This is a genomic window from Mesorhizobium sp. RSR380A (genome assembly GCF_054719385.1).
The window spans coordinates 5,535,303-5,557,631 of record NZ_JBTTIB010000001.1 but is presented as its reverse complement, the minus strand read 5'-3'; the positions used below and the strand labels follow the sequence as shown (position 1 = coordinate 5,557,631).

General features: G+C 63.6%; 16 protein-coding genes. 6 read left to right on the top strand and 10 right to left on the bottom strand.

The annotated features are described in order from the left end of the window. The first annotated feature begins 156 nt into the window (after positions 1-156). Complete coding sequence (locus ACYG9Z_RS26955) at positions 157-1,641, top strand: MDR family MFS transporter (RefSeq protein ID WP_023715857.1); 1,485 nt, start codon at positions 157-159, stop codon at positions 1,639-1,641. Between the two features lie 20 nt (positions 1,642-1,661). On the opposite strand, the gene ACYG9Z_RS26950 is transcribed toward ACYG9Z_RS26955, so the two are convergent. The 3 genes from ACYG9Z_RS26950 to ACYG9Z_RS26940 all read right to left on the bottom strand — a co-directional run bounded on the left by ACYG9Z_RS26950 (position 1,662) and on the right by ACYG9Z_RS26940 (position 3,614). After that, positions 1,662-2,693 (bottom strand): NAD(P)/FAD-dependent oxidoreductase, encoded by a 1,032-nt coding sequence (locus tag ACYG9Z_RS26950; protein ID WP_023715858.1) that lies wholly within the window; start codon positions 2,691-2,693, stop codon positions 1,662-1,664. 104 nt (positions 2,694-2,797) lie between these two features. After that, positions 2,798-3,118, bottom strand: coding sequence for a 2Fe-2S iron-sulfur cluster-binding protein (locus tag ACYG9Z_RS26945; protein ID WP_023673507.1), 321 nt, complete (start codon positions 3,116-3,118; stop codon positions 2,798-2,800). A 157-nt stretch (positions 3,119-3,275) separates the two neighbouring features. Further along, on the bottom strand, positions 3,276-3,614 hold the full coding sequence (locus tag ACYG9Z_RS26940; RefSeq protein ID WP_023706163.1) for an Hpt domain-containing protein: 339 nt from the start codon (positions 3,612-3,614) through the stop codon (positions 3,276-3,278). A gap of 313 nt (positions 3,615-3,927) precedes the next feature. Here ACYG9Z_RS26940 and ACYG9Z_RS26935 point away from each other — a divergent pair, with 313 nt between their 5' ends. Together ACYG9Z_RS26935 and ACYG9Z_RS26930 are read left to right on the top strand one after the other, a co-directional pair. Further along, positions 3,928-10,137, top strand: coding sequence for a kinesin (locus ACYG9Z_RS26935; protein WP_460222864.1), 6,210 nt, complete (start codon positions 3,928-3,930; stop codon positions 10,135-10,137). 6 nt (positions 10,138-10,143) lie between these two features. Continuing rightward, positions 10,144-10,896, top strand: coding sequence for an RNA ligase family protein (locus tag ACYG9Z_RS26930; RefSeq protein WP_245259857.1), 753 nt, complete (start codon positions 10,144-10,146; stop codon positions 10,894-10,896). Between the two features lie 34 nt (positions 10,897-10,930). Here ACYG9Z_RS26930 and ACYG9Z_RS26925 read toward each other — a convergent pair whose 3' ends face one another. Genes ACYG9Z_RS26925 through ACYG9Z_RS26910 form a run of 4 tightly spaced genes read right to left on the bottom strand, consistent with a single transcriptional unit; the run spans position 10,931 to position 15,005 of the window. Further along, entirely contained in the window at positions 10,931-11,572 is a 642-nt protein-coding gene (locus ACYG9Z_RS26925) for an ABC-type transport auxiliary lipoprotein family protein (RefSeq protein WP_460222863.1), read from the bottom strand. 37 nt (positions 11,573-11,609) lie between these two features. After that, positions 11,610-12,983: an MlaD family protein gene (locus tag ACYG9Z_RS26920; RefSeq protein ID WP_023690141.1), complete on the bottom strand. Its 1,374-nt coding sequence runs from the start codon at positions 12,981-12,983 to the stop codon at positions 11,610-11,612. 14 nt (positions 12,984-12,997) lie between these two features. Continuing rightward, the gene (locus ACYG9Z_RS26915) at positions 12,998-13,816 is read right to left on the bottom strand and encodes an ABC transporter ATP-binding protein (protein ID WP_023694175.1); all 819 of its coding nucleotides are present in this window, start codon (positions 13,814-13,816) and stop codon (positions 12,998-13,000) included. Between the two features lies 1 nt (position 13,817). Continuing rightward, the gene (locus ACYG9Z_RS26910) at positions 13,818-15,005 is read right to left on the bottom strand and encodes an MlaE family ABC transporter permease (RefSeq protein ID WP_352520279.1); all 1,188 of its coding nucleotides are present in this window, start codon (positions 15,003-15,005) and stop codon (positions 13,818-13,820) included. Positions 15,006-15,082: 77 nt separating this feature from the next. Between ACYG9Z_RS26910 and dgcA the strand changes: the two genes are divergently transcribed. Continuing rightward, positions 15,083-16,066 (top strand): N-acetyl-D-Glu racemase DgcA, encoded by a 984-nt coding sequence (dgcA, locus tag ACYG9Z_RS26905; protein WP_023751476.1) that lies wholly within the window; start codon positions 15,083-15,085, stop codon positions 16,064-16,066. On the opposite strand, the gene ACYG9Z_RS26900 is transcribed toward dgcA, so the two are convergent. Both ACYG9Z_RS26900 and ACYG9Z_RS26895 read right to left on the bottom strand, forming a co-directional pair. Beyond that, positions 16,037-17,251 carry an MFS transporter gene (locus tag ACYG9Z_RS26900; RefSeq protein ID WP_023715970.1) on the bottom strand — a complete coding sequence of 405 codons (1,215 nt, stop codon included), beginning with the start codon at positions 17,249-17,251 and terminating at the stop codon, positions 16,037-16,039. The two genes, dgcA and ACYG9Z_RS26900, sit on opposite strands and share 30 nt — an antisense overlap. Before the next feature lie 104 nt (positions 17,252-17,355). Next, positions 17,356-18,171 carry a UDP-2,3-diacylglucosamine diphosphatase gene (locus ACYG9Z_RS26895; protein WP_023751475.1) on the bottom strand — a complete coding sequence of 272 codons (816 nt, stop codon included), beginning with the start codon at positions 18,169-18,171 and terminating at the stop codon, positions 17,356-17,358. A gap of 120 nt (positions 18,172-18,291) precedes the next feature. On the opposite strand from ACYG9Z_RS26895, the gene ACYG9Z_RS26890 reads away from it, so the two are divergent. Continuing rightward, entirely contained in the window at positions 18,292-19,071 is a 780-nt protein-coding gene (locus ACYG9Z_RS26890; RefSeq protein ID WP_023746000.1) for an SDR family oxidoreductase, read from the top strand. A 159-nt stretch (positions 19,072-19,230) separates the two neighbouring features. Next, positions 19,231-21,555, top strand: coding sequence for an NADP-dependent malic enzyme (locus ACYG9Z_RS26885; RefSeq protein WP_023751474.1), 2,325 nt, complete (start codon positions 19,231-19,233; stop codon positions 21,553-21,555). A 5-nt stretch (positions 21,556-21,560) separates the two neighbouring features. On the opposite strand, the gene ACYG9Z_RS26880 is transcribed toward ACYG9Z_RS26885, so the two are convergent. Further along, on the bottom strand, positions 21,561-22,181 hold the full coding sequence (locus tag ACYG9Z_RS26880; RefSeq protein ID WP_023751473.1) for a DUF1287 domain-containing protein: 621 nt from the start codon (positions 22,179-22,181) through the stop codon (positions 21,561-21,563). Positions 22,182-22,329 lie beyond the last annotated feature (148 nt).

The window sequence follows — 22,329 nt, the reverse complement described above, 5'->3', positions numbered from 1 at the left end:
GGCCTATACGGGACGACATATGTCAGGCTCGCAAGATATGTCAGGCTGGCAAGGCGCGAGCTTCGAAACACCAGATCAAGACCAATTGAGGCGGCGCGTAGCGGAGCGGCCATTTGGCGCCGCGCAATCGCTCTCAAACTTTATGGATGAACTGATATGGACCAAGCTGTCGACAAGCCGGCTAGGGTGGCGCCCGCCGCGCCGCTTACGGAAAGCGAGAAGAACGTCATCATCGCCGGCATCCTTTTGTCGATGCTGCTGGCGGCGCTCGACCAGACCATCGTCGCGCCGGCCATGCCGACCATCGGCCGTTCGCTCGGCCACGCCGACTACCTGCCGTGGATCGTGACCGGATATCTCCTGACGGCGACGGCCATGGCGCCGCTCTACGGCAAGATTTCCGACGTCTACGGCCGCCGGCCGACCGTCTATGCGGCGATCCTGATCTTCCTTCTGGGATCGCTGGTCAGCGCCATGGCCCCCAACATGTTCGTGCTGGTCATCGGCCGGGCGATCCAGGGTGCGGGCGGAGGTGGCCTGTTCGCCCTGGCGCAGATCGTCATCGGCGATCTTGTGCCGCCGCGCGAACGGGCGCGCTATGCCGCGTGGATTTCGGGCACCTGGGCGGTCGCCAGCATCGCCGGACCTCTGCTCGGCGGCGGTTTTGCCGAACATCTGCATTGGTCGCTGATCTTCTGGATCAATATCCCGCTCGGCATCTTGGCCATGGCCATCATCAACAAGCCGTTGCGCAAACTGCCGGTCGCCGCAAAGCGGCATCGCATCGACGCCCTGGGCGCGCTGCTTCTGGTGGTGGCGACGGCATTGCTGCTTTTGGCCCTCAATTGGGGCGGCAGCGCCTATCCATGGGGCTCGCGCGAGATCGTCGGCCTGCTCGCCTGTTCGGCGGTCTTCTGGGCTGCGTTCGCGCTCAGGCTGATGCGTGCGGCCGAGCCGCTGATTTCGCTTGAAGTGCTGAGCAATCCGATCGTGCTTGCCGGCACGGCGTCGATGTTCCTGCTGCAGGCCGCCAATATCGGCCTGTCGGTGTATCTGCCGGTCTATCTGCAGTCGATCATCGGCCTGTCGGTCAGCCAGTCGGGCCTTGCCATGCTCGGCCTGCTGCTCGGAACGGTCGCCGGCGCGACCTTCAGCGGCCGCACGATACCGCGCTTCTTCCACTACAAGCGTATAGCCATGGTCGGCGTTCTCTTCGCCATTATCTGCCTTGGCGTGCTCAGCCTGGTCGCCGGCCGCGCCTCGCTGCTGGTGGTCGAGCTCTTGACCATCTGCATCGGCCTTGGAAGCGGCACCACCTTCCCGGTCGCCACCGTATCGGTGCAGAACGCCGTCGACCGCGCGCATCTCGGCGTTGCCACCGGCGTGCTGACCTTCCTGCGTTCGCTGGGCAGCGCGCTCGGCGTCGCCATGCTCGGCGCCGTCGCGCTCGGCTATGGCCTGCCGCTTGCCGGCGAAGGCGCGCCGGCTGCCGGACAGATCGTCTCGGCGACGCCCTTCATGATGATCTTCCTTGCCGCGGCCGTCACGCTCGTGCTGGCGCTGATCACGCTGGCGCTGATGCCGGAGAAGTCACTGCGCGGCCGCGACGACGCCGAGGCGCCGGTCGTTCTGGTGGAGTGATCCGGAAAGCCCTGTAGGACCTACTCCACGACGCCGAGCTTCTTCTGCAGGCTGGTCGACGACGTCGTGTACTGGAAGACGATACGTTCGCCGGGGCTGATGATGCGCTTGGCGGCCTGCGCCATCAGCGCCACCTCGTGAAAACCCGACAGGATCAGCTTCAGCTTGCCTGGGTACCAGTTGATGTCGCCGACGGCAAAGATGCCTGGCACCGAAGTCTGGAATTTCTCGGTATCGACCGGGATGAGGTTCTCATGAAGGTTGAGCCCCCATTCGGCGATCGGGCCGAGCTTCATGGTCAGGCCGAAGAACGGCAGCATGCGCGTGCACGGCACCTCGATGTCGCCGTCAGGCCCGCCCTTGATGGTAGCAGAGGCCAGCTCGCCGTCGGCGCCGGTCAGGCCGCTCACCTGGCCGACCCGGAACTCCAGCTGCTTCATCTCCTGCATGGCATACATCTTGTTGACGCTGTCGGGCGCCGCCCTGAATTCCGGCCGGCGATGGACCAGCGTGACGCTTTTTGCCACCGGCTGCAGATTCAGCGTCCAGTCGAGTGCGGAATCGCCGCCGCCGACGATGACGAGGTCGTGGCCGCGGAATTCCTCCATACGGCGCACCGAATAGAAGACGCTCCTGCCCTCATAGGCCTCGATGCCGGGAATGGGCGGCCGTTTGGGCTGGAACGAGCCGCCACCGGCGGCGATCACCACCACCTTGGCTTCGAACACCTCGTTCTCGTCGGTGGTGACCCGAAATGAGCCGTCGTCCAGCTTTTCCAGGCTGGAGACCATGCGGTTGAAGGTAAAATCCGGCTTGAACGGGTGAATTTGCTCGAGCAGTTTGTCGACCAGCCCTTGCGCCGAGATCGAGGGCCAGCCTGGAATGTCGTAGATCGGCTTTTCCGGATAGAGTTCGGCGCATTGGCCGCCGGGCCGGTCGAGGATATCGATCAGATGGCACTTCATGTCGAAGAGGCCGAGTTCGAACACGGCGAACAGGCCGACCGGCCCCGCCCCGACAATGAGTGCGTCCGTCTTGATTATATCGGTCATGCCAGGCGAGCCTCATTGTCAAACTGGGGCGAAACTGGCGCGAGACTGCATGAGCATTGGCCCGCTGCCAAGCGGCGGCGGGAAAAATCAGATGGTACGGGAGATCAACCCTGGCGAGCCGGCACGCGCACGACCAGGCCGTCAAGCGCGTCGCGCACCTTGATCTGGCAGGACAGCCGCGAGTTCGGCTGGACGTCATAGGCGAAGTCCAGCATGTCCTCTTCCATCGCCTCCGGCTCGCCGACCTCGGCCGTCCAGGCTTCGTCGACATAGACATGGCAGGTCGCGCAGGCGCAGGCGCCGCCGCATTCTGCCTCGATGCCCGGCACCGCGCTACGGATCGCATTCTCCATGACGGTCGAGCCGTTTTCGGCCTCGACATCGAAAGGAGTGCCGTCATGGGCAATGAAGGTCAGCTTGGTCATTTGTCACCTGAAGGGAGTCCCAGCCGAGATAATCACTCCGCCGGACAAGTCAACTGCCGCGCGAAAGCGCCGCTTTGTGACGTTTTTTCCGAAAGCTGGCCAAAGCACGCCCTGGCCCCGTCGATTCATCCCGGTGGCCGCTGCCGAGCGGCAGCCATTACCGGCTGATGGCGGCGATGAAATCGCGCACTTCCTCGATCAGGGCGCCGAGGCGCTTGAGGATGCGCGCATCTTCCGGCTGCTGTTCGATCGAGGTGGCGCAGTCGGCGATGGCAAAGGCGCCGACCCCGCGCGCCGAACCTTTCAGCCCATGCGCCAGAAGCAGTCGCTCCCTGACGTCGGCATCGACTATTCTGTCCCGGACGGAAAGCGCCTGCTGTACGAACAGTGCCAATACCTCCTGTTCGAGGGCGCGATCGCCCATTGTCTGACGGGCCAGGTGGGCCAGATCCACTGGGCGCGAACGGGCCGGTCCCGACGCATCGCCGCCCGGCATTGAGAAGGCAATGCCGCTTTCACCGCGTACCAATTTGAAACTCCTTGTGCCGATCGCCGAAAAAACTAAGCGATTTCCGTCGCCAACGCGTTAATGAATGGGCTGGAAAATTGTTGCCGCTGAGGCGGTTAGATCACGTTGTCGTTAACCTTATATTTAAAGTTTTACGTATCTCGCGGAATGCATGTTTTCTTTACCCCTGTGTGTCATTACGATACGAAGGTCCATTTTCAGCCTCCTGCGTGGGATAAGACGAGCCAGAATCAGGCAAAAATAAGAAGTCCCTCGGCAGCTAGTACAGGGTAGCGAAGGCATGGCGAAGAAACCAACGACGACCAGAACTCTCGACAGCGACGTAGCCAGGGAACTCGAAAAGGCACTAGACCTCGATCTCAGCGGAGACGGCAGCGGCGATCTCGATATCGCGGCGTCGATGGAAGATCTGGAAGCGCAGATATCGCAGGCCGCGGACGAACTGGCGCGCGAAGGCCGCCCCCAGAAGCCCGCCCCCGCTCAAAACGCGCCCGTCCAACAAAACCAGAGTGCGAAGCCGGCAGCCAAGCCCGCCGAGCTGCGCCCGGTCGAATCGCGCAACAGCGCTCAGCCAGCCGGCTTCAAGCCGGCAAACGATGACCGCCAAAAAGATTACAAGACGCTGCTGCACAGCCTCAACCGGCGCGCGTCTAGCACGATCTATTGGGTCGTGGCGTTCGTGTCGCTGGCCTGGATCGCCGGCGCCGGCGGCCTTGCCAATTTGCTGTTTGGCCCCAGCATCTGGAAAATTCGTACATTCGATCAAATCCTGGCCCGCCCTGAACTGATCGGCCTGGCGATCGCGGCAATCATACCGGTCGTCCTGTTTTGGGCCTTCGCGGCGATGATCCGCCGCGCGCAGGAAATGCGCATTGCCGCGCAGTCGATGACGGAAGTGGCTTTCCGTCTGGCGGAGCCGGAAAACCTCGCCCAGGATCGCGTGATGATGATCGGCCAGGCCGTTCGCCGTGAAGTGGCGGCGATGGGCGAAGGCATCGAGCGCACGCTGGCGCGCGCCGTCGAACTCGAAACGCTGGTCCACAGCGAGGTCAACCAGATCGAACGCTCCTATTCGGAGAATGAATCGCGCATCCGGTCGCTGGTCGACGGGCTGGGCAGCGAGCGCGAAGCCGTCGTCACTCATGCCGAGCGCGTGCGCGCCTCGATCACCGGCGCGCATGAAACGCTGAAGGACGAGATCGGCGCCGCCTCCGACATTATTCGCGACTCTATCCTCAACGCGTCGACCAAGCTGTCGATGACGATCACGAATTCCGGCGACACGCTGATCGACCGCATCAATGAAAGCTCGATGTCGATCTTCGATTCCGTCGAAACCCGGCTGGATTCAATCACCGACAGGCTGTCGACGTCGGGCGAAGCCTTTGCTTCGCTGCTCGACACCCGCATCGCCAAGCTGACGGACACCACAGACGGCCTGACCCGGTCGCTGACCGACCTGCTCGACGACCGCACCACCGGTATGGTGTCGCTGCTCGGCGGCGCCGCCCGCACCCTGAGCTCGGAATTCGAGTCCAGCCTGAACGGCATCGAGCGGACGCTGGCCGAGCGCGGCCAGGCGCTGATCAGCGAATTTCAGACCCGCGCCGAAGCACTCGATACCGGCACGCAGAAGCTCAACGCCGCGCTCGAGGCGCGCGCCCGCCAGATCAACGAAACGCTGGTCGAGCGCGCCCGCGAGATCGCCCACACCTTTGCCGAGAGCAAGGATCATTTGTCGGCGATGATCGATCAGGGCAAGACCCAGATCGGCGCCGACATGGCCGACATCGTCTCGTCGACCTCGTCGATGCTCGAAGCCCGCGCCAGCGATTTCGCCGGCCGCATGGAAGCGGCCCGCCATGTCGTGTCGCGCTCATTCGACACCGATATCCAGCGTCTTGCCGATGCCCGCGTCGGCATCGAGGACGCCGTCGAAAACCACAGCCGCAAGCTGTCCGAAAGCCGCGAACGCATGGCGGCTGCCATGCAGGCGGACCTGGCGAAGTTCGCCGAGGGCCGTGCCGGCATCGATGCGGCCGTAACCAACCAGGTGCAGAAGCTGGCCGAAGGCCGCAACCTGATCTCGCGCGCCCTGGAAGAGGATCTGCGCAAGGTCAACGAGTCGCGCGCCGCCATCGACGCGTCGCTGGGCAGCCATCTCGAGCGGCTTGAAGAAGGCCGCAACCGGCTCAACCAGGCTTTGCATGAAGACTCCGGAAAACTTGTGCAAGCCCGTACGATCATTGACGAAATGGTCGCCGGACATGTCGGTAAACTGGCCGAAGGCCGCAACATTCTGTCGCGCGCCCTGGAAGCCGATCTCGGCAAGCTCGCCGACAGCCGCGCCTCGATTGACGGGCTGGTCGCCGGCCAGGTTGAAAAGATCGCCGAAGGCCGCGCCATCCTGACCAAGGCGCTCGAAAACGACATTATCGGCATCAAGGGCGTGATCGAGAACCACTCGGCGAAACTGGCCGAGGACCGCACCGAACTCAGCAAGGCGCTGGAGAACGACCTATCCGGCATCAGGGGCCTGCTCTCCGACCATTCGAGCCGGCTTGCCGACGATCGTGGCCTGTTGTCACAGACGCTCGAGGCCGACCTCGCCAAGCTCGCCGAGAGCCGGTCGAGCATCGACGGGCTGGTCGCCGGCCAGGTCGAGAAGCTGGCCGAGGGGCGCGATATCCTCAAGCGCGCGCTCGAAGCCGACCTCAACACCATCAAGGGTGCCATTGCGGGTCATTCCGACAAGGTGGCGGAAGAGCGCGGTCAGCTTTCCAAGGCATTGGAGGCCGATCTGCAAAATGTGAACAGCCTGATCGCCGACCACTCGAACCGGCTTGTCCAGGATCGTTCGACGCTATCCCAGGCGCTTAAGGATGACCTTCAGAATGTTAACAGCCTGATCACCGACCACTCGAGCCGGCTTGTCCAGGATCGTTCGACGCTATCCCAGGCGCTTCAGGACGATTTGCACAATGTCAGCGGCATCATGGCCGATCATCAAAACAGGCTCGTCCAGGACCGTTCGGCGCTCTCAAAGGCATTGGAAGACGACATCGCCAAGCTGGCGGAGAGCCGCTCCAACATCGATGGGCTGGTCGCCGGACAGGTCGAGAAGCTCGCCGAGGGCCGCGACATTCTCACACGGGCGCTCGAAGCCGATCTCAATGCGATCAGGAGCGCCATTGCCGACCAGTCGCAGAAGCTGAGCGAAAACCGTGGCGAGTTCGCACGGGTGCTGGAAGCGGATTTGGAAAATGTCAACAGCCTGATCGAGGGTCACAGCGACAAGCTCGTCCGGGATCGCGCGACGCTGTCGAAGGCTCTCGAGGACGACCTCACCAAGCTGGCCGAGAGCCGGTCGAGCATCGACGGACTGGTCGCGGGCCAGGTCGAGAAGCTGGCCGAGGGCCGAGACATCTTGAAGCGTGCGCTGGAAGCCGACCTGCAGAAGCTGTCCGCAAGCCGCGGTGAGGTTGACGACATCATCGCCGGCCATGTCGGCAAGCTGGCCGAAGGCCGCAACATGTTGACCCAGGCGCTGGAAGACGATCTGGCAAAGCTCGCCGACATACGTAAGGATGTCGACCGCTCGCTGTCGGGCCATATCGACCAGATTGCCGGCAGAAGCACCGATATCTCGGCGGCAATCGCTGCCGATGTCGAGAAGATCGAGCAGGCCTTCAGCAAGCAGACCGGCATCATCGAAGAGCGCGCCGGAACCATGGAGCGCGCGTTGTCGGTGGGTGTCGACAATGTCCGCAGCGTGCTCGAAAAGAGCGCCGTCTTCGTTGCCGGCGCGCTGCGCGAGAAGGTGATGGAAGTCACCAGCGCGCTGCACGAACAGGCCGGTGCTGCCTTCAGTGACGCCGACCGCAAGATCGCCGAGCGTGCCGAGCAGACCTCGGCCGCCCTTTTGGCCCGGGCCGAGGACATCGCCCGCACCTTCGAGGACGCGGATCGCCGTCTGCACGCACGTGCCGAGGACACATCGAGCGCCCTGCTTGCTCGCGCCGAGGACACGACGAACGCCTTGCTCGCTCGCACCGAGGATACGTCGAGCGTGCTGCTTGCCCGGCACGACGAGACGTCGAACTCGCTGCTCGCCCGCGCCGAAGAAACGGCCGGACGGCTGGCTGCCCGCGCCGGCGAGATCGCCGGCACGTTCGACGCCGCCGACCAGAAGCTGGTCGCCCGCGCGGTCGAGACGGCGCAGTCGCTGGCCGACCGCGCCGGCGACATCCTGCGTAACTTCGAGGGCGCCGACCAGCGGCTGAGCATGCGCATCGGCGAATCCGCCGAAGCGCTGGCCGCCCGCGCCTCGGACCTTGGCCGCATCTTCGACGCCGCCGACCAGCAGCTGATCTCGCGCATTGCCGAGGGTTCGGACGCGCTGTCGGCACGCGCCACCGAGATCAGCCGCATCTTCGACGAGGCCGATCACCGCCTGGTGTCGCGCATCGCCGACTCCACGTCGACCATCGGCGAGCATGCCGACAACATCGTCGGTGCCTTCGCCAGCACCGAGCAGCGCGTTGCCGAACGCGCACGCCAGACCGGCCAGGAACTTGCCGTCCACGCCCGCGAGATGGAGCAGGCTCTTGCCGGCGCCGACGAGCGGCTGGCCGCGAGCGTTGCGTCCGCAGCTTCGCGCGTCGAGGAACAGGTCGCCAGCGTCGAGAACCGCCTTCTTTATACGACGGAGACGATGGGCCAGAAGCTCAACGAGCAGGTTTCCAGCGCAGAAGCTCAGCTGATCTCGCGCGCCAACACGATTGCGGAGACTTTTACCGCGGTCGGCCAGCACATCGGCCAAAGCACCAACGACGCTGCCAAGACAATCGGCACCAATACCCGCGAGCTCAACACGATGCTGGCGGCGCGTTCGGCCGAGATGGCGAAGATCCTGGACGAAACCGCGCGGCCGCTGGTCGAGCGCTTCGCCCAGGGCGGCTCGGAACTGCAAAAGAGCATGGAAGAGGTCACCGAACGCGCGACCGAGAAGCTGCGCAGCGAAAATGCCGCCCTCGTCAACGCGCTCGCCAGCCGCACCGCCGAAACGCTGTCGGCCGTCGAAGGCGCGCGCTCGTCGCTCGCCGATAGCGTCGCCGACCTCATCGGCCGCATGAGCGTCTCCAGCTCGCAGCTTGGTGAGCTGATCGAACAGGCGGCGATCAACCTCGGCCAGGTCGACGAACGTCTGAGCGGCAGCACCCAAAGCTTCGCGGCAACCACCGAAAAGGCCGCGCAGACCTTCGCCAGCTCGGCACGCCTGGTCGATTCGAACACCACGCGGCTTACCGAACTGTCGTCGTCGACCCTGCGCGAAGTGGCCTCGATCGCCACCAAGTTCGACGAGCACAGCCGCTTGCTGTCCTCGGCTTCGGATCTGTTGAGCTCGGCGCAGAGCAATCTGGAGCACACGCTTGAGCGGCAATCGTCGCTCGAAGATCTCGCCGTCGGCCTGGTCAAGAAGTCGGAAGACCTCGAGAAGGTGATGCGTTCGTTCGAAAACCTTGTCGGCCAGACGATGCAGAATGCCGAAGGCAAGACGCTGGCATCAGCCGACAAGATCCGCATCGCCATAACGGAAGTGGTCGATTCGGCAACCAGCCGGTTCGCCGATGCGACCGAGGAGATGCGGCGCACCGCAAGCTCGATCAAGAGCGAGCTCGACCTCACCCGCGCCGAGCTCAAGAAGGGCGTCATCGAAATGCCGGAAGAGGCCAAGGAATCGACCTCGGCGATCCGCCGTGCCGTTGCCGAGCAGATCAACGCGCTCAAGGAACTTTCGGATATCGTTGCGAAATCGGGACGTGGCGGCGACAATGCCGAACCGCGCGCCCTGCGCCCGGCGCCGCAGGCGCCAGTGCAGCGCCCGGCCGAGCCGGTACGCCGCCCGCCGCCGGCGCCACAGCCGGAACGCCCTGCTCCGCAGGCGCCGCTCGGCGGCCTGCGTGGCACGCTCGATATCGAACGCCCCGCCGAAGCACCGCGCCAGCGCGACGCCAACGCCCGCACGCCGCAAGGCGGCTGGGTGCGCGATCTCCTGACCGGAGCATCGCGCGAGGAGGAAGTCGCCAGGCCGGCTGGGCCCGCGGAAGCACCGCGCGCAACTCCCGCCCAGCGCTCGCCGCTGCATGTCATGGAGTCGCTCAACTCGCTCTCGGTCGATATTGCCCGGGCGATCGACCACGACGCCTCGATCGAGCTGTGGAACCGCTACCGGCGCGGCGAGCGTGACGTGTTCACGCGCCGCCTCTACACGCTCAAGGGCCAGCAGACCTTTGACGAAATCCGCCGCAAATATCAGGCCGAGGCGGAGTTCCGCGCCGCCGTCGACCGCTACTGCGACGATTTCGAGAAGCTGCTCAAGGACGTCTCGCGCAACGACCGCGACAACATCATGGCGCAGACCTACCTGACGTCGGACACCGGCAAGGTCTACACCATGCTGGCCCATGCGAGCGGCCGGTTGCACTAGCTACGATTGCTGCATCAAAATGAAAAAGGCGGGAAATTTCCCGCCTTTTTCGTTTGTCATGGATCGAACGATGACGAGCGCAAAGAACTCAGGCCGCCCTTGCTGGCGCGATGGGCTGCAAGCTATGCCTCCAGCATGAGGAAATACGGTCGCACCTTTCATCTGCCGATATCGGTCGGAGCCACCAGCGACGACAAGGTCATGGCGTCGCTTGAAGGACTAAGGGTGGCTGATCTTGTGGTCACCGAGAAGATGGATGGAGAGAACACAACCCTTCATCGCGATGGCTCTCACGCGCGCAGTCCCGATAGCCGTTATCATCCATCCCGAGACTGGCTGAAGGCATTTGCAGCAAATGTTTCACCGCAACTTGCTGACGATGAACGGATTGTCGGCGAGAACCTCTATGCCCGACATTCGGTTGCGTATGATGCGCTGCCGTCATTTTTTCTTGGCTTTGCATGGATCATCGGGACCGAGATTCAACCGTGGGATTTGACCCTGGCCCGGTTTGAGGAACTGGGCATCACTCCTGTTCCCACGCTCTATCGTGGGCCTTTCAGCCCCAACCTCTTCGATAATCTGGCTGCGTCCCTGGATAAGGCCAAGCAAGAAGGCTTTGTGGCTAGGATTGCCGAAGCATTTGCTGAGGCAGACATGCCCATTCGCATGGGCAAATATGTACGGGCAGGACATGTCCAGAGTGAAACCCACTGGATGAAGGCAGAACTGGTCACCAACCGTCTGGCAGGCGGCTAAGGTTCCTGGGTCTCAAGCGCCTCGCCGGGTTCGCTCAGATCACCGAGTCCGTCCAGCTCACGATATCCTTCGCCGCCTCGCCGAAGGCGCTGTCGAGCGCGCTGACATAGGCCGGATTGCCGCTGCCCGAGACGGGAGCGGATGCGGTGAAGCTCTTCGAGGCGCGCACCTCGCCGTTGCGGTCGTTCAGGATGCGCACGAAGAGATTGACCTCGGCATGCTCGCCACCATTGACGCGGACTTCGAAGGAGCGGATCTCGACGATCACCTGGTAGTCGATCGCCAGCCCCTCGCCCGGCTTGCCGACGCCGGCAAAGCTTCCGGAGCGCTGGAAGGTTTCGGCGAGCCTCGCCTGCACGATCAGCGGCAGCCGGTCGGCCCATTGCGCGCCCTTGAGATACTGGATCGAGCGATCTGACGGCTTGATGACGATGTTCTGGCTGTCCAGCGCCTTGAGCGCGGATGGCTGGGCGATCAGGATCTGGCGGCGGCTGTGGCCATGGGCGTCGATCGACGGGGCGGACAGCTCGAACGTATCGAGCGGCGCCGGCTTGCCTCCCAATGCCGCGCAACCAGCCAGCGTCAGGCCAAGCAAAACGGCCGCCGATCTATACCCACCCAACCCGAACGTCACGCGTGATCCCCACTGTCCCCGGATCGTATGATGAATCCGCATCCGCGGTCCATGTAATTGCTGCGGGCGGGCACGGAAGTCAACGCCGTGCCCTGCCATCGAACTGCCGGACCTCGCCGTCGCCGCCCGACAGGATGCGCTGCGGGTTGCGGCTGAGATCGGTCACCGCCTCTTCGATGCGACTGATCGAACGCCGGCTGTCCTGGACCAGCGCCTCGACATTCGACAGGCCCTGGCCCGAGAAGCGCGCGATGTTGTCGGTGATCGTGCCAAGCCGGGCGTTCAGCGTGTCGGCGACCTGCTTGAACGACTTCAGCGTGTCCCTGGCATCGGCCATGACGCCGTCGGCCTGGCCCGAACCGAGCAGCGTATCGACCCTTTTCAGGATGCCGTCGACGCGCACCGAGGCATCGTTGAGGCGCGACGCAAGCTGTTTGGCGTCCTTGATCGTCTCGTCGATGTCGTCGGCCCGGTCGGCGAACTTGTCGGTCACCTTGGCGATGTCGGCGGCGGCCTTGTTGGCATTTTCGCTGGCCTTCTGAATGTTGGCGAGCGCCACGCGCACCTGCGCCGGATCGATGCCGTCGAGCACATTGTCGACCTTTGCCAGCGTGCCTTGCGTGCGCGTGGCGAAATCGTTGACCGAGCCGACCGCGGTATCGACGTTCTTGATCACTCCGTCGAGCTGTCCGCTGGTCTCCTTCAGATTGGCGGTGACGGCGTCCACATTGGCGACGATGCTCTTGATCTTGTCCTTGTCGACGGCATTGAGCAGGCCTTCGGCAGCCTTCAGCGTGCCGTCGAGCTTGCCGGAAACACCCTTCAGCTCATCCGACAGCGCGCTGACGGCGGTCAGGAACTTGTCGATGCCGTCGGCATTCCTGGCCAGCGCATCGGAAAATGTCTGGGCGTTCTTGACGGTCTGGGTCAGCGGCCCGCGCACATCCCTGGTGAAACCTTCTAGGTCGGAAAGCACCTTGTCGGCGCGGGTGAAGATGTTCTGCGCCGTCTGCAGCAGGTTGGTGACCGCTGACGGATTGGCGATGATCTCGGCCGTCCTGCCTTCCTTTGCCGCCTCTTCCAGCAGGTTCGGTTCCTTGGGATCGGCGCCCTTCAATTCGATGTTGACCTGGCCGGCAAGGCTGGCGATGCCGATATCGGCCTGCGTCGATTTGGTGAGCGGCGTTGTCTGGTCGATCTCGGTCGTAGCAATGGCGGCATTGGGGTCATTGCGGTCGAAATAGACGCGCTTGACCACCCCGACCTTGACGCCGTTGAACAGCACCAGACTGCCGGGGCCGAGGCCGGAGGCCGAACCCTGAATGCGCACGCGCAGCTCCGCCGTCTCGCCGCGATCACCGATCTGGGCGGTCCAATAGACGAACCCGAACGCCGCCAGGATCGCAGCCAGGGTGAAAATGCCGACAATTACGTAGTTGGCTCTGGTTTCCATTGCCCCACTTATGTCTATGCGCGCGCGGCAAGATCAAGTTGCCGAGCGCGTTTTCCGCGGAAATAGGATTTGACCCACGGTTCTTCGCTTTTCAGCATGTCGTCGATCGTGCCTTCGACCAGGATTTTCTTGTTGCCGAGCACCGCCACGCGGTCGCAAGCGGTAAACAGCGTGTCGAGATCGTGCGTCACCATATAGACCGTCAGATCCATCGTATCGCGCAACTTCACCACCAATTCGTCGAATTCGGACGCGCTGATCGGGTCGAGGCCGGACGTCGGCTCGTCGAGGAAGACGATGTCGGGGTCGAGCGCCAGCGCCCGCGCCAGGGCGGCGCGCTTGATCATGCCGCCCGAAAGCTCCGAGGGAAATTTTTGCGCGGCGTCCGGCGGCAGGCCGACCAGTTCGATCTTGAGCAAGGCCAGCTCGTCCATCAGTTTCTTCGGCAGATCGAGATATTCGCGCATCGGCACCTGCACGTTTTCCTGCACGGTCAACGCCGAAAACAGGGCGCCGTGCTGGAAAAGCACGCCAAGGCGCATGTCGATGCGCAACCGTTCGATGTCGCTGGCCTTTTCGAGGTCGAGGCCAAACAGCTTGATCGTGCCGGACTGCTTGTGCAGCAGGCCGAGAATCGTGCGCAGCAGCACCGATTTGCCGGCGCCCGAGGCGCCGACGAAACCGAGGATTTCGCCGCGCTTGATGTCGAGCGCCAGTTTGTCGAGGATCAGCTTGTCGTCCAGGGCAACGGTGATGTCGCGCACCGACAGCACGATATCGCTTTCGCCCGTTCCCTGCATAGCCTTGGTCGCCTTTGAGTTTCTGCGCATCATGTCAGAACTCGATCGATGCGTAGAAGATGGCAAAAAGGCCATCGAGGATGATGACAACGAAGATCGATTTCACAACCGAGGCGGTGACGTGCAGACCCAGCGATTCGGCGCTGCCGCCGACCTTCATGCCTTCTACGGAAGCAATGGTGCCGATGATCATGGCCATGAACGGCGCCTTGATCAGCCCGGCGAAGATGGTGCTGATATCGATCGCGCCGCGCAGCCGGTCGATGAAGGCCGTCGGCGCAATACCGGAATAAAGCCAGGCGGCTAGGATGCCGCCGCCAAGAGCGGCGAAATTGGCGACGATGGTGAGACAGGGCAGCGCGATCACCAGCGCCACCAGGCGCGGAAACACCAGCACGCCGATCGGGTTGAGGCCGATGACCTTCAGCGCGTCGACCTCCTCGCGCATCTTCATCGAGCCGATCTCGGCGGTGATGGCGCTGCCGGAGCGGCCGGCGATCATGATGGCGGTCATCAGCACGCCGAGTTCGCGCAGGATCAGCACGCCGACCAGATCGACAACGAAAATGTTGGCGCCGAAATAATTGAGCTGGTAGGCGCCCTGCTGGGCGACGATGGCGCCGACGATCGCCGACATCAGCACCACCACGGGGATGGCGCCGACCCCCATGCGATCGATCTGGTTGAAGATCGCCGCCGGATTGATGGCATGGCCGCGCCCGAGCTTCATCTGGGCGCCGCCGATGGTGGCGCCGAGGATGTTCATCGAGGCGAGGAAGTCGTCGCGCATCTCATAGATGCGGCGGCCGACCGCCTCCAGCCCGCGGAGGATGATGTTGGGGCGCCGGACGCCGCGCGATTCGGGCTCGCGCCGGACAGCTTCGCCAACGGCGCCGAGCAGGATCGAGGCGACATCGCTTTGCCCCTGCATCTTGATCTCGACACCCTTCTTTTCGAAGACACTGACCAGGCGATCGATCAGCCAGGCGCCGGCGGTGTCCATCTTCTCGATGTGGGAAAGATCCAAAGCGAGCGTCTGGAAGCCTTTGCGCTGCTCGATCTTGCGCATCTCGGCGTCGATCAGCGCCACTGTCGTCGTCGTCCAGATGCCGGAGAAAGCGCAGCGGAGGACGCCGCCCTCCTCGCCGACCGCAACGCGGGGCTGGTGGTCGGCCTCCTTGGCGGCGTTGCCGCTTGCGTCGCGTTTGCCGATGGTCAACATGGCGTCCTGTTTAGCCTGACGGGTCGTACCTGTCGATTTGCCGACGACGCGTTGTCGCATAGCCGGAGCAGAAAATTATGGCGCGTGTCATTTCGGTTGAGGCCGAGCGTTTTCCCATTGCCGGCACCTTCACCATCTCGCGCGGGTCGAAGACCGAAGCCGAAGTCATTACCTGCACGATCAGTGATGGGGACAATCGCGGATGGGGCGAATGCGTCCCCTACAAGCGCTATGGCGAGACCATGGAGGGGGTGCGCGACGCCATCGAGGCCATGCGCCGGCAGATAGAAGGCGGCATCAGCCGCAAGGAACTGCTCGATGCGATGCCGGCGGGTGCTGCCCGCAACGCCATCGATTGCGCCTTGTGGGACCTGGAGGCCAAGATCAGCGGCGTTGCGGTCGCGGACGCCATCCACGTTGTGCCCTTGTCGGCGCTGGAGACGGCCTACACGCTGTCGCTGGGCGAGCCGGAGGCAATGGCGGCGCAAGCCCGCGCCAATGCCGGACGGCCGCTGCTCAAGGTCAAGATCGGCGGCGACAACGACTTGGCCCGCATCCGCGCCGTGACCGAAGCGGCGCCCGACAGCCGCATCATCCTCGACGCCAATGAAGGCTGGACCGATGCCAACATCATCGAGAATCTCGCTTTCGCCGCCGAACATGGCATAGCCCTGATCGAACAGCCGCTTCCCGCTGGCCATGATGCCATCCTGCGCCACATCGCTCATCCGGTGCCGATCTGCGCAGACGAAAGCCTCCACGAGGCGAAGGACCTCGAAGCGCTTGTCGGCCTCTATGACGCCGTCAACATCAAGCTCGACAAATCCGGCGGCCTGACCGCCGCCCTTACCCTTCGCGACCGCGCCCGGGAGCTGGGATTCGGCGTGATGGTCGGCTGCATGGTCGGCACGTCGCTGGCGATGGCGCCGGCAGTGCTTTTGGCGCAAGGCGCCGACTTCGTCGACCTCGACGGTCCGCTGCTGCTTGCCCGCGACCGCCAGCCCGGCCTCGTGTACCAGGGGTCGCTGGTGTTACCGCCTGACAGGATGCTGTGGGGCTGAACGCGCGGCGAGCCCGATCAGCGCCAGGCCGATGATGGCGATCGGGATCATCGCCAGGAAGCCGTCGACGCCGTAGCGCTCATAAAGCGGGCCGGACGCCAGCGTCACCGCCGCCATGAAGAAGCCGTTGAAGAAATAGGCAATGCCTTGCGCCGCACCCGTGCGTTCTTCCGAAACCGTTTCGCCGATCATCTTCTGCAGGCCGATCAACACCATCGCCACCGACACCGAATGCAGGGTCTGGACGCCGAAGAAACCGGCAACGCCAAGCCCGAGTGGCCAGATCAACGGAAAGGCGATCCAGCGCACGATGGAGCCGACGCCGGCGATCAGCATCACCTTGACGACTGAGACGGAGGCAAAAATACGGTTGAAAAACACGAACATGCAGACCTCGGCCACCACGCCCCAGGCCCACAGCAGGCCAACGACGGAATCGCTGATGCCGACCGATTTCCAGTAGATTGAGACAAAGCCGTAGAGGAAGGCATGGCTGGCGGTGATGATGCCGACGCCGAGGGTGAAATACAGGAAATACGGATTGAGAAGGCTCGGCGCCTGATGCTGGATGTCGGCGGCAGATAGCGGCGAAGCCCGGCGCGGGCGGCCAAGCCGCGGCGCCAGCAATCCGGCGACGAGCGCGGCAGACAATGCCGCAAAGATGATTACCGGCACGGCCTGCGGGCTCGTCCAGGCCAGGATAAAGCCGCCTGCGACGTTGGCGCAGAGATAGGAGATCGAGCCCCATTTGCGCATCGCGGTGTAGTTCGAGCCGAAGCGGCGCACGCCCGACAGCGCGAGCGAATCGGCGATCGGCGAATGCGGCGTCCACACCACCGTCAGCGCCAGCGATACGGCAAGCACCGCCGCATAGGTGGGAGTGAGGAAATAGCCGGCGGAAAGCACCATCGTCGCGGCCACCAGCGCAATATAGACATCCGCCCTGTCCTTCGCCCGGTCGGCCAGCGCGGTCAGCAGGGGTGTTGTCACCACGCGCAGGAACATCGGCGCCGCCAGGATGATGGCGATCTGCTCGGCGTGGAAACCCTGGGCATGCAGCCACAGCGGGAAATAAGGCACATGCGTTCCCAGCGACACGAACAATGTCGCGAAGATCAGACTCATGCGCAGTTCGAAATGGCGCGGCTTGACGAGTTGTTCGGGCGAGAGCGGCGGCAGCGACATGAATCGATCCAATTACGCTGCACAAAGGGCTGCAACGCAGATCGATCCCTTAACATGCGCGAAAGCGGTCCGAAACTGCCTGGACCAGTCGATTAACAGGAGGGTTATGCCGCTTCGACGACCCTGTCTTCGATGAGCAGCGGGATGAACGGCTCGTCCGGTGCTTCGGGCAGCACCAGCGCCCAGTGGATGATCTCCATCTTGCCGTCGAAATGTTCGACCACCGCCGTGCAGCTCTCCACCCAGTCGCCGGTGTTGATGTACTGCACATCCTCATAAGTCTCGATCGCGGCGTGATGGATGTGGCCGCAGATGACGCCGTCGACATGCGAGCGGCGGGCCTCCTCAGTCAGCACGGTCTGGAACGAGCCGATGAAGTTGACCGCCTTCTTGACCTTGACCTTGGCCCAGGACGAGAACGACCAGTAGGGAAGCCCAAGCAGGTGGCGCAGCCTCGTCACCGCGCGGTTGACCAGCATCGCGGCGTCATAGGCGTAGTCGCCGAGGTAGGCCAGCCAGCGTGCATTGTGGACGACGGTATCGAACTGGTCGCCGTGGATGACCAGCAGGCGCCTGCCATCGGCGGTTTCGTGGATGGCGCGGTCGGCAACGACGATGCCGCCGAAATGCACGCCTTGGAACTGGCGCGCGAATTCGTCGTGATTGCCGGCGATATAGGTGATCGAGGCGCCCTTGCGCGCCTTGCGCAGCAGTTTCTGGACGACGTCATTGTGGCTCTGCGGCCAATGCCAGCTGCGCCGCAGCCGCCAGCCGTCGACGATATCACCGACGAGATAGATGATATCGGCGTCGTGATACCGCAGGAAATCGATCAGGAACTCGGCCTTGGCCGCCTTCGATCCGAGATGCAGGTCGGATATGAACATGCTGCGGAAAGTGCGGGTTTCTGTACCGGACATCAGATCGTCACCGTTGCTTTCGCGCAGGCTATGCCCCGATTCATGCAACAACCGTATGACGGTTGCGATTGGGCCAGCCAAAGGGCTAGCGTGCCGCGCCATTCACAGGAGAAAATCGTCATGGATCTCGGCATCAAGGGCAAGAAGGCCATCGTCTGCGCATCGAGCAAGGGGCTGGGCCGCGGCTGCGCCATGGCGCTGGCCGAGGCCGGCTGCGATCTCGTTGTCAACGGCCGCAATGCCGAGCTGCTGGCAAAAACCGCAGCCGAACTCCGCGAACGCTACGGCGTGAAGGTGACCGAGATCGTCGGCGACGTCTCGAAACCCGACGTGCAGCACGCGCTCCTTGCCGCCTGCCCCGACCCGGATATCCTGGTCAACAACAATGGCGGCCCGCCCTTGCGCGATTTCCGCGAACTCGACCGCGCAAAGATCCTCGAAGGCGTGACGCAGAACATGGTGACGCCGATCGAACTGGTGCAGGCCGTCATCGACGGCATGGCCATGCGCGGCTTCGGCCGCATCGTCAACATCACCTCGCTGTCGGTCTACGTCCCGATTCCCGGCCTCGATCTGTCGTCCGGCGCGCGAGCCGGGCTGACCTCGTTCCTGGCCGGCGTGGCGCGCACGGTGATCGACCGCAACGTCACCATCAACAGCCTGCTGCCGGGCAAGCTCGACACCGACCGGCTGCGCGGCCCGCATGAGGCCGGCACGATGGAAGACCCGGCAGCGGCCGCAGCGCGCAAGACCCGCATCAGCGCCGACGTTCCGGCCAAGCGGCTCGGCACGCCGGAAGAGTTCGGCCAGATCTGCGCCTTTCTGTGCTCGGTCCATGCCGGTTATCTCACCGGCCAGAACATCCCGGTCGATGGCGGCCTCTATGTCAGCGCGTTCTGAAGGGCTCGATGGATAATCGGCAGGATTTCAGCGCAATCATCTGAAATAGTTCGATCTTTCCGGACCGGGTTGTTTTAGCCGCCCTTGCGTCATTTGGCGTCGCGAAAAACCATTTTTGCGTGCTAAAAGGCTGCAAAGCAGGTTTGAGGGAGCGGCCGCATGGAAGGCGAGAACAAGAAAACGGCACGTTCGGACCTCGACGAAGCCGCCCTCTACTTCCACAAGCATCCAAGGCCGGGAAAGCTCGAGATCCAGGCGACCAAGCCGCTCGGCAACCAGCGCGACCTGGCGTTGGCCTATTCGCCGGGTGTTGCCGCGCCCTGCCTCGAAATCCGCGACAATCCGGCAACCGCGGCCGATTATACAGCGCGCGCCAATCTGGTCGGCGTCGTCTCCAACGGCTCGGCCGTGCTCGGGCTCGGCAATATCGGCCCGCTCGCCTCCAAGCCGGTGATGGAAGGCAAGGCGGTGCTGTTCAAGAAATTCGCCGGCATCGACGTCTTCGACATCGAGATCGACGCGCCGGGCATAGAGCGCATGGTCGAGACGATCTCGGCGCTGGAACCGACATTCGGCGGCATCAATCTCGAGGACATCAAGGCGCCCGAATGCTTCGAGGTCGAGGCGCAGTTGAAGGCCCGCATGGGCATTCCCGTCTTCCATGACGACCAGCATGGCACCGCCATCATCGTCGCCGCCGCGGTGCTCAACGGGCTGGAATTCGCCGGCAAGACCATTTCCGACATCAAGATCGTCACCTCAGGCGCCGGTGCGGCAGCGCTCGCCTGCCTCAACCTGTTGGTCTCGCTTGGCGCCAAGGTAGAGAACATCTGGGTCACCGACCGCTTCGGCGTCGCCTACAAGGGCCGCACCGACGAGATGGATCGCTGGAAAGACCCCTATGTGAAGGACACCGAGGCGCGCACGCTGGCCGATGTGATCCCTGGCGCCGACGTTTTTCTCGGCCTGTCGGCCGCCGGCGTGCTGAAGCCGGAATTGCTTGATCATATGGCGCCTAAGCCGTTGATCCTGGCGCTGGCCAACCCCAATCCCGAGATCATGCCGGAGGGCGCGCGCGCCGCTCGTCCCGACGCGATGATCTGCACCGGCCGTTCCGATTTCCCCAATCAGGTCAACAACGTGCTTTGTTTTCCTTACATCTTCCGCGGTGCGCTGGATTGCGGCGCCAGCGCCATCAACGAGGAGATGAAGATGGCCGCGGTCCGGGCGATCGCCGCGCTTGCCCGCGAAGAACCATCCGACGTCGCCGCCCGCGCCTATTCCGGCGAGACGCCGATCTTCGGACCCGACTTCCTTATCCCCTCGCCCTTCGATCCCCGCCTGATCCTGCGCATCGCGCCGGCGGTGGCCAAGGCTGCCTGCGACACCGGCGTCGCGACCCGGCCGATCACCGACTTCGCCGCCTATATCGACCAGCTCAACCGCTTCGTCTTCCGCTCCGGCCTGGTGATGAAGCCGGTGTTCTCGTCGGCCAAGGCGTCGACCGCCAAGCGCGTCATCTATGCCGACGGCGAGGACGAGCGCGTGCTGCGCGCAGCCCAGGTGGTGCTGGAGGAAGGCATTGCCGAGCCGATCCTGATCGGCCGCCCGCATGTCATCGAGGTCAGGCTGAAGCGCTACGGCCTGCGTATCAAGCCGGGCGTAGATTTCGGCCTGATCAACCCGGAAGACGATCCGCGCTACCGCCATTATGTCGACCTGTTGATCGAGCTTGCCGGCCGGCGCGGCGTGACGACGGAGGCCGCGCGCACCATGGTGCGCACCGACAATACGGTGATTGCGGCACTGGCGCTGAAGCGCGGCGATGCCGACGCCATGATCTGCGGCCTCGAGGGTCGTTTCGAGCGGCATCTGCGCAATGTGACGCTGGTCATCGGACCACGCGCGGGCGTCAAGGACCGCGACCTGTCGACGCTGTCGATGCTGATCTCGCAACGCGGCATCATCTTCCTCACCGACACCCATGTCTCGGTCGACCCCACGGCCGAGGAGATCGCCGAAATGACCATATTGGCGGCGGAGGAAATCCAGCGCTTCGGCATCGAGCCGAAGGCGGCGCTGCTGTCGCATTCGGATTTCGGCTCGCGCGATTCTCCCAGCGCGCTGAAGATGCGGCAGGCAGCGGCGATCCTGGCGCGCGTTGCGCCCGACCTGCAATGCGACGGCGAGATGCATGCCGATTCAGCCCTGTCGGAGCATCTGCGCCAGCGCGTCTATCCGCATTCGCGGCTGAAGGGCGAAGCCAATCTCCTGGTGTTCCCCAACCTCGACTCCGCCAACATCACGCTGACCGCGCTGCGCACGATGATGGACGCGCTGCATGTCGGGCCGATCCTGCTTGGCACCGACAAGCCGGCGCATATTTTGACGCCGTCGGTGACGTCGCGCGGCGTCGTCAACATGACGGCGCTGGCAGTGGTCGAGGCGGCGCACAAGGCGCAGGCGGTGGTTCATTTCAACTGACGCCGTCAGGCAGGCACGAAACGATAATGCCCGGTCTGCTTGAAGGCAAACAGCGTGTCCTCATCGCGGGCGCCCGACCCGATATTGTGGATGACCAGCGCTCGTTCCGGAACGTCCGCCGAGCGTTCGGATGAGACGATGACGATGTGCGGCAGGTTGCCGGGCAGCATCTGGGTGACGACATCGCCCGGCTGAAAGTCGGGAGGATACTCGCTGGCGGGCAAGGAAACTCCCTTGCGCCCGAAAAAAGCGGCAAGATTGCCGACCCGTCGGTGGTCGATGTTGCGGTCGGTCGCTTTCAGGCCCCAGGTCTTGGGATACGCGGCGAAATTGGCGGCCATATCCTCATGCACCAGTTTCTGCAGGTCGAGATTGAAGGCGCGGCGATAGGCGCGCACGATGACATCCGTGCACACGCCCCTGTCCGGCGCGACGTCGCCGCCGGGATAGCCGAGGCGGACATAGGCCGGGTCGTAGAAGGTGGTGACGCCGATCTGCTCACGCGCGGCTTCGACCAATTTGCTGCGCCAGTCCGGAGCGGCTGGATTTTCCTGCGCCCGGGCGGCGGGCGCCGCCAGGCACAACAGACCGAACTGCAGCGCGGTTCGACGGGTAATCGCGATCATGCCAGCTCCCCGGGGCATTGCTGGATCGTGGGATAATTCCGGGGGGATTGCGCCTTTTTCATGCAGCGGTGAGATCGCACAGTTGCCGCCCTATCCAAACGCCTCCTGCAACGTGTCTATGGGCTAAGACCATCTTTGGTTGTAGATT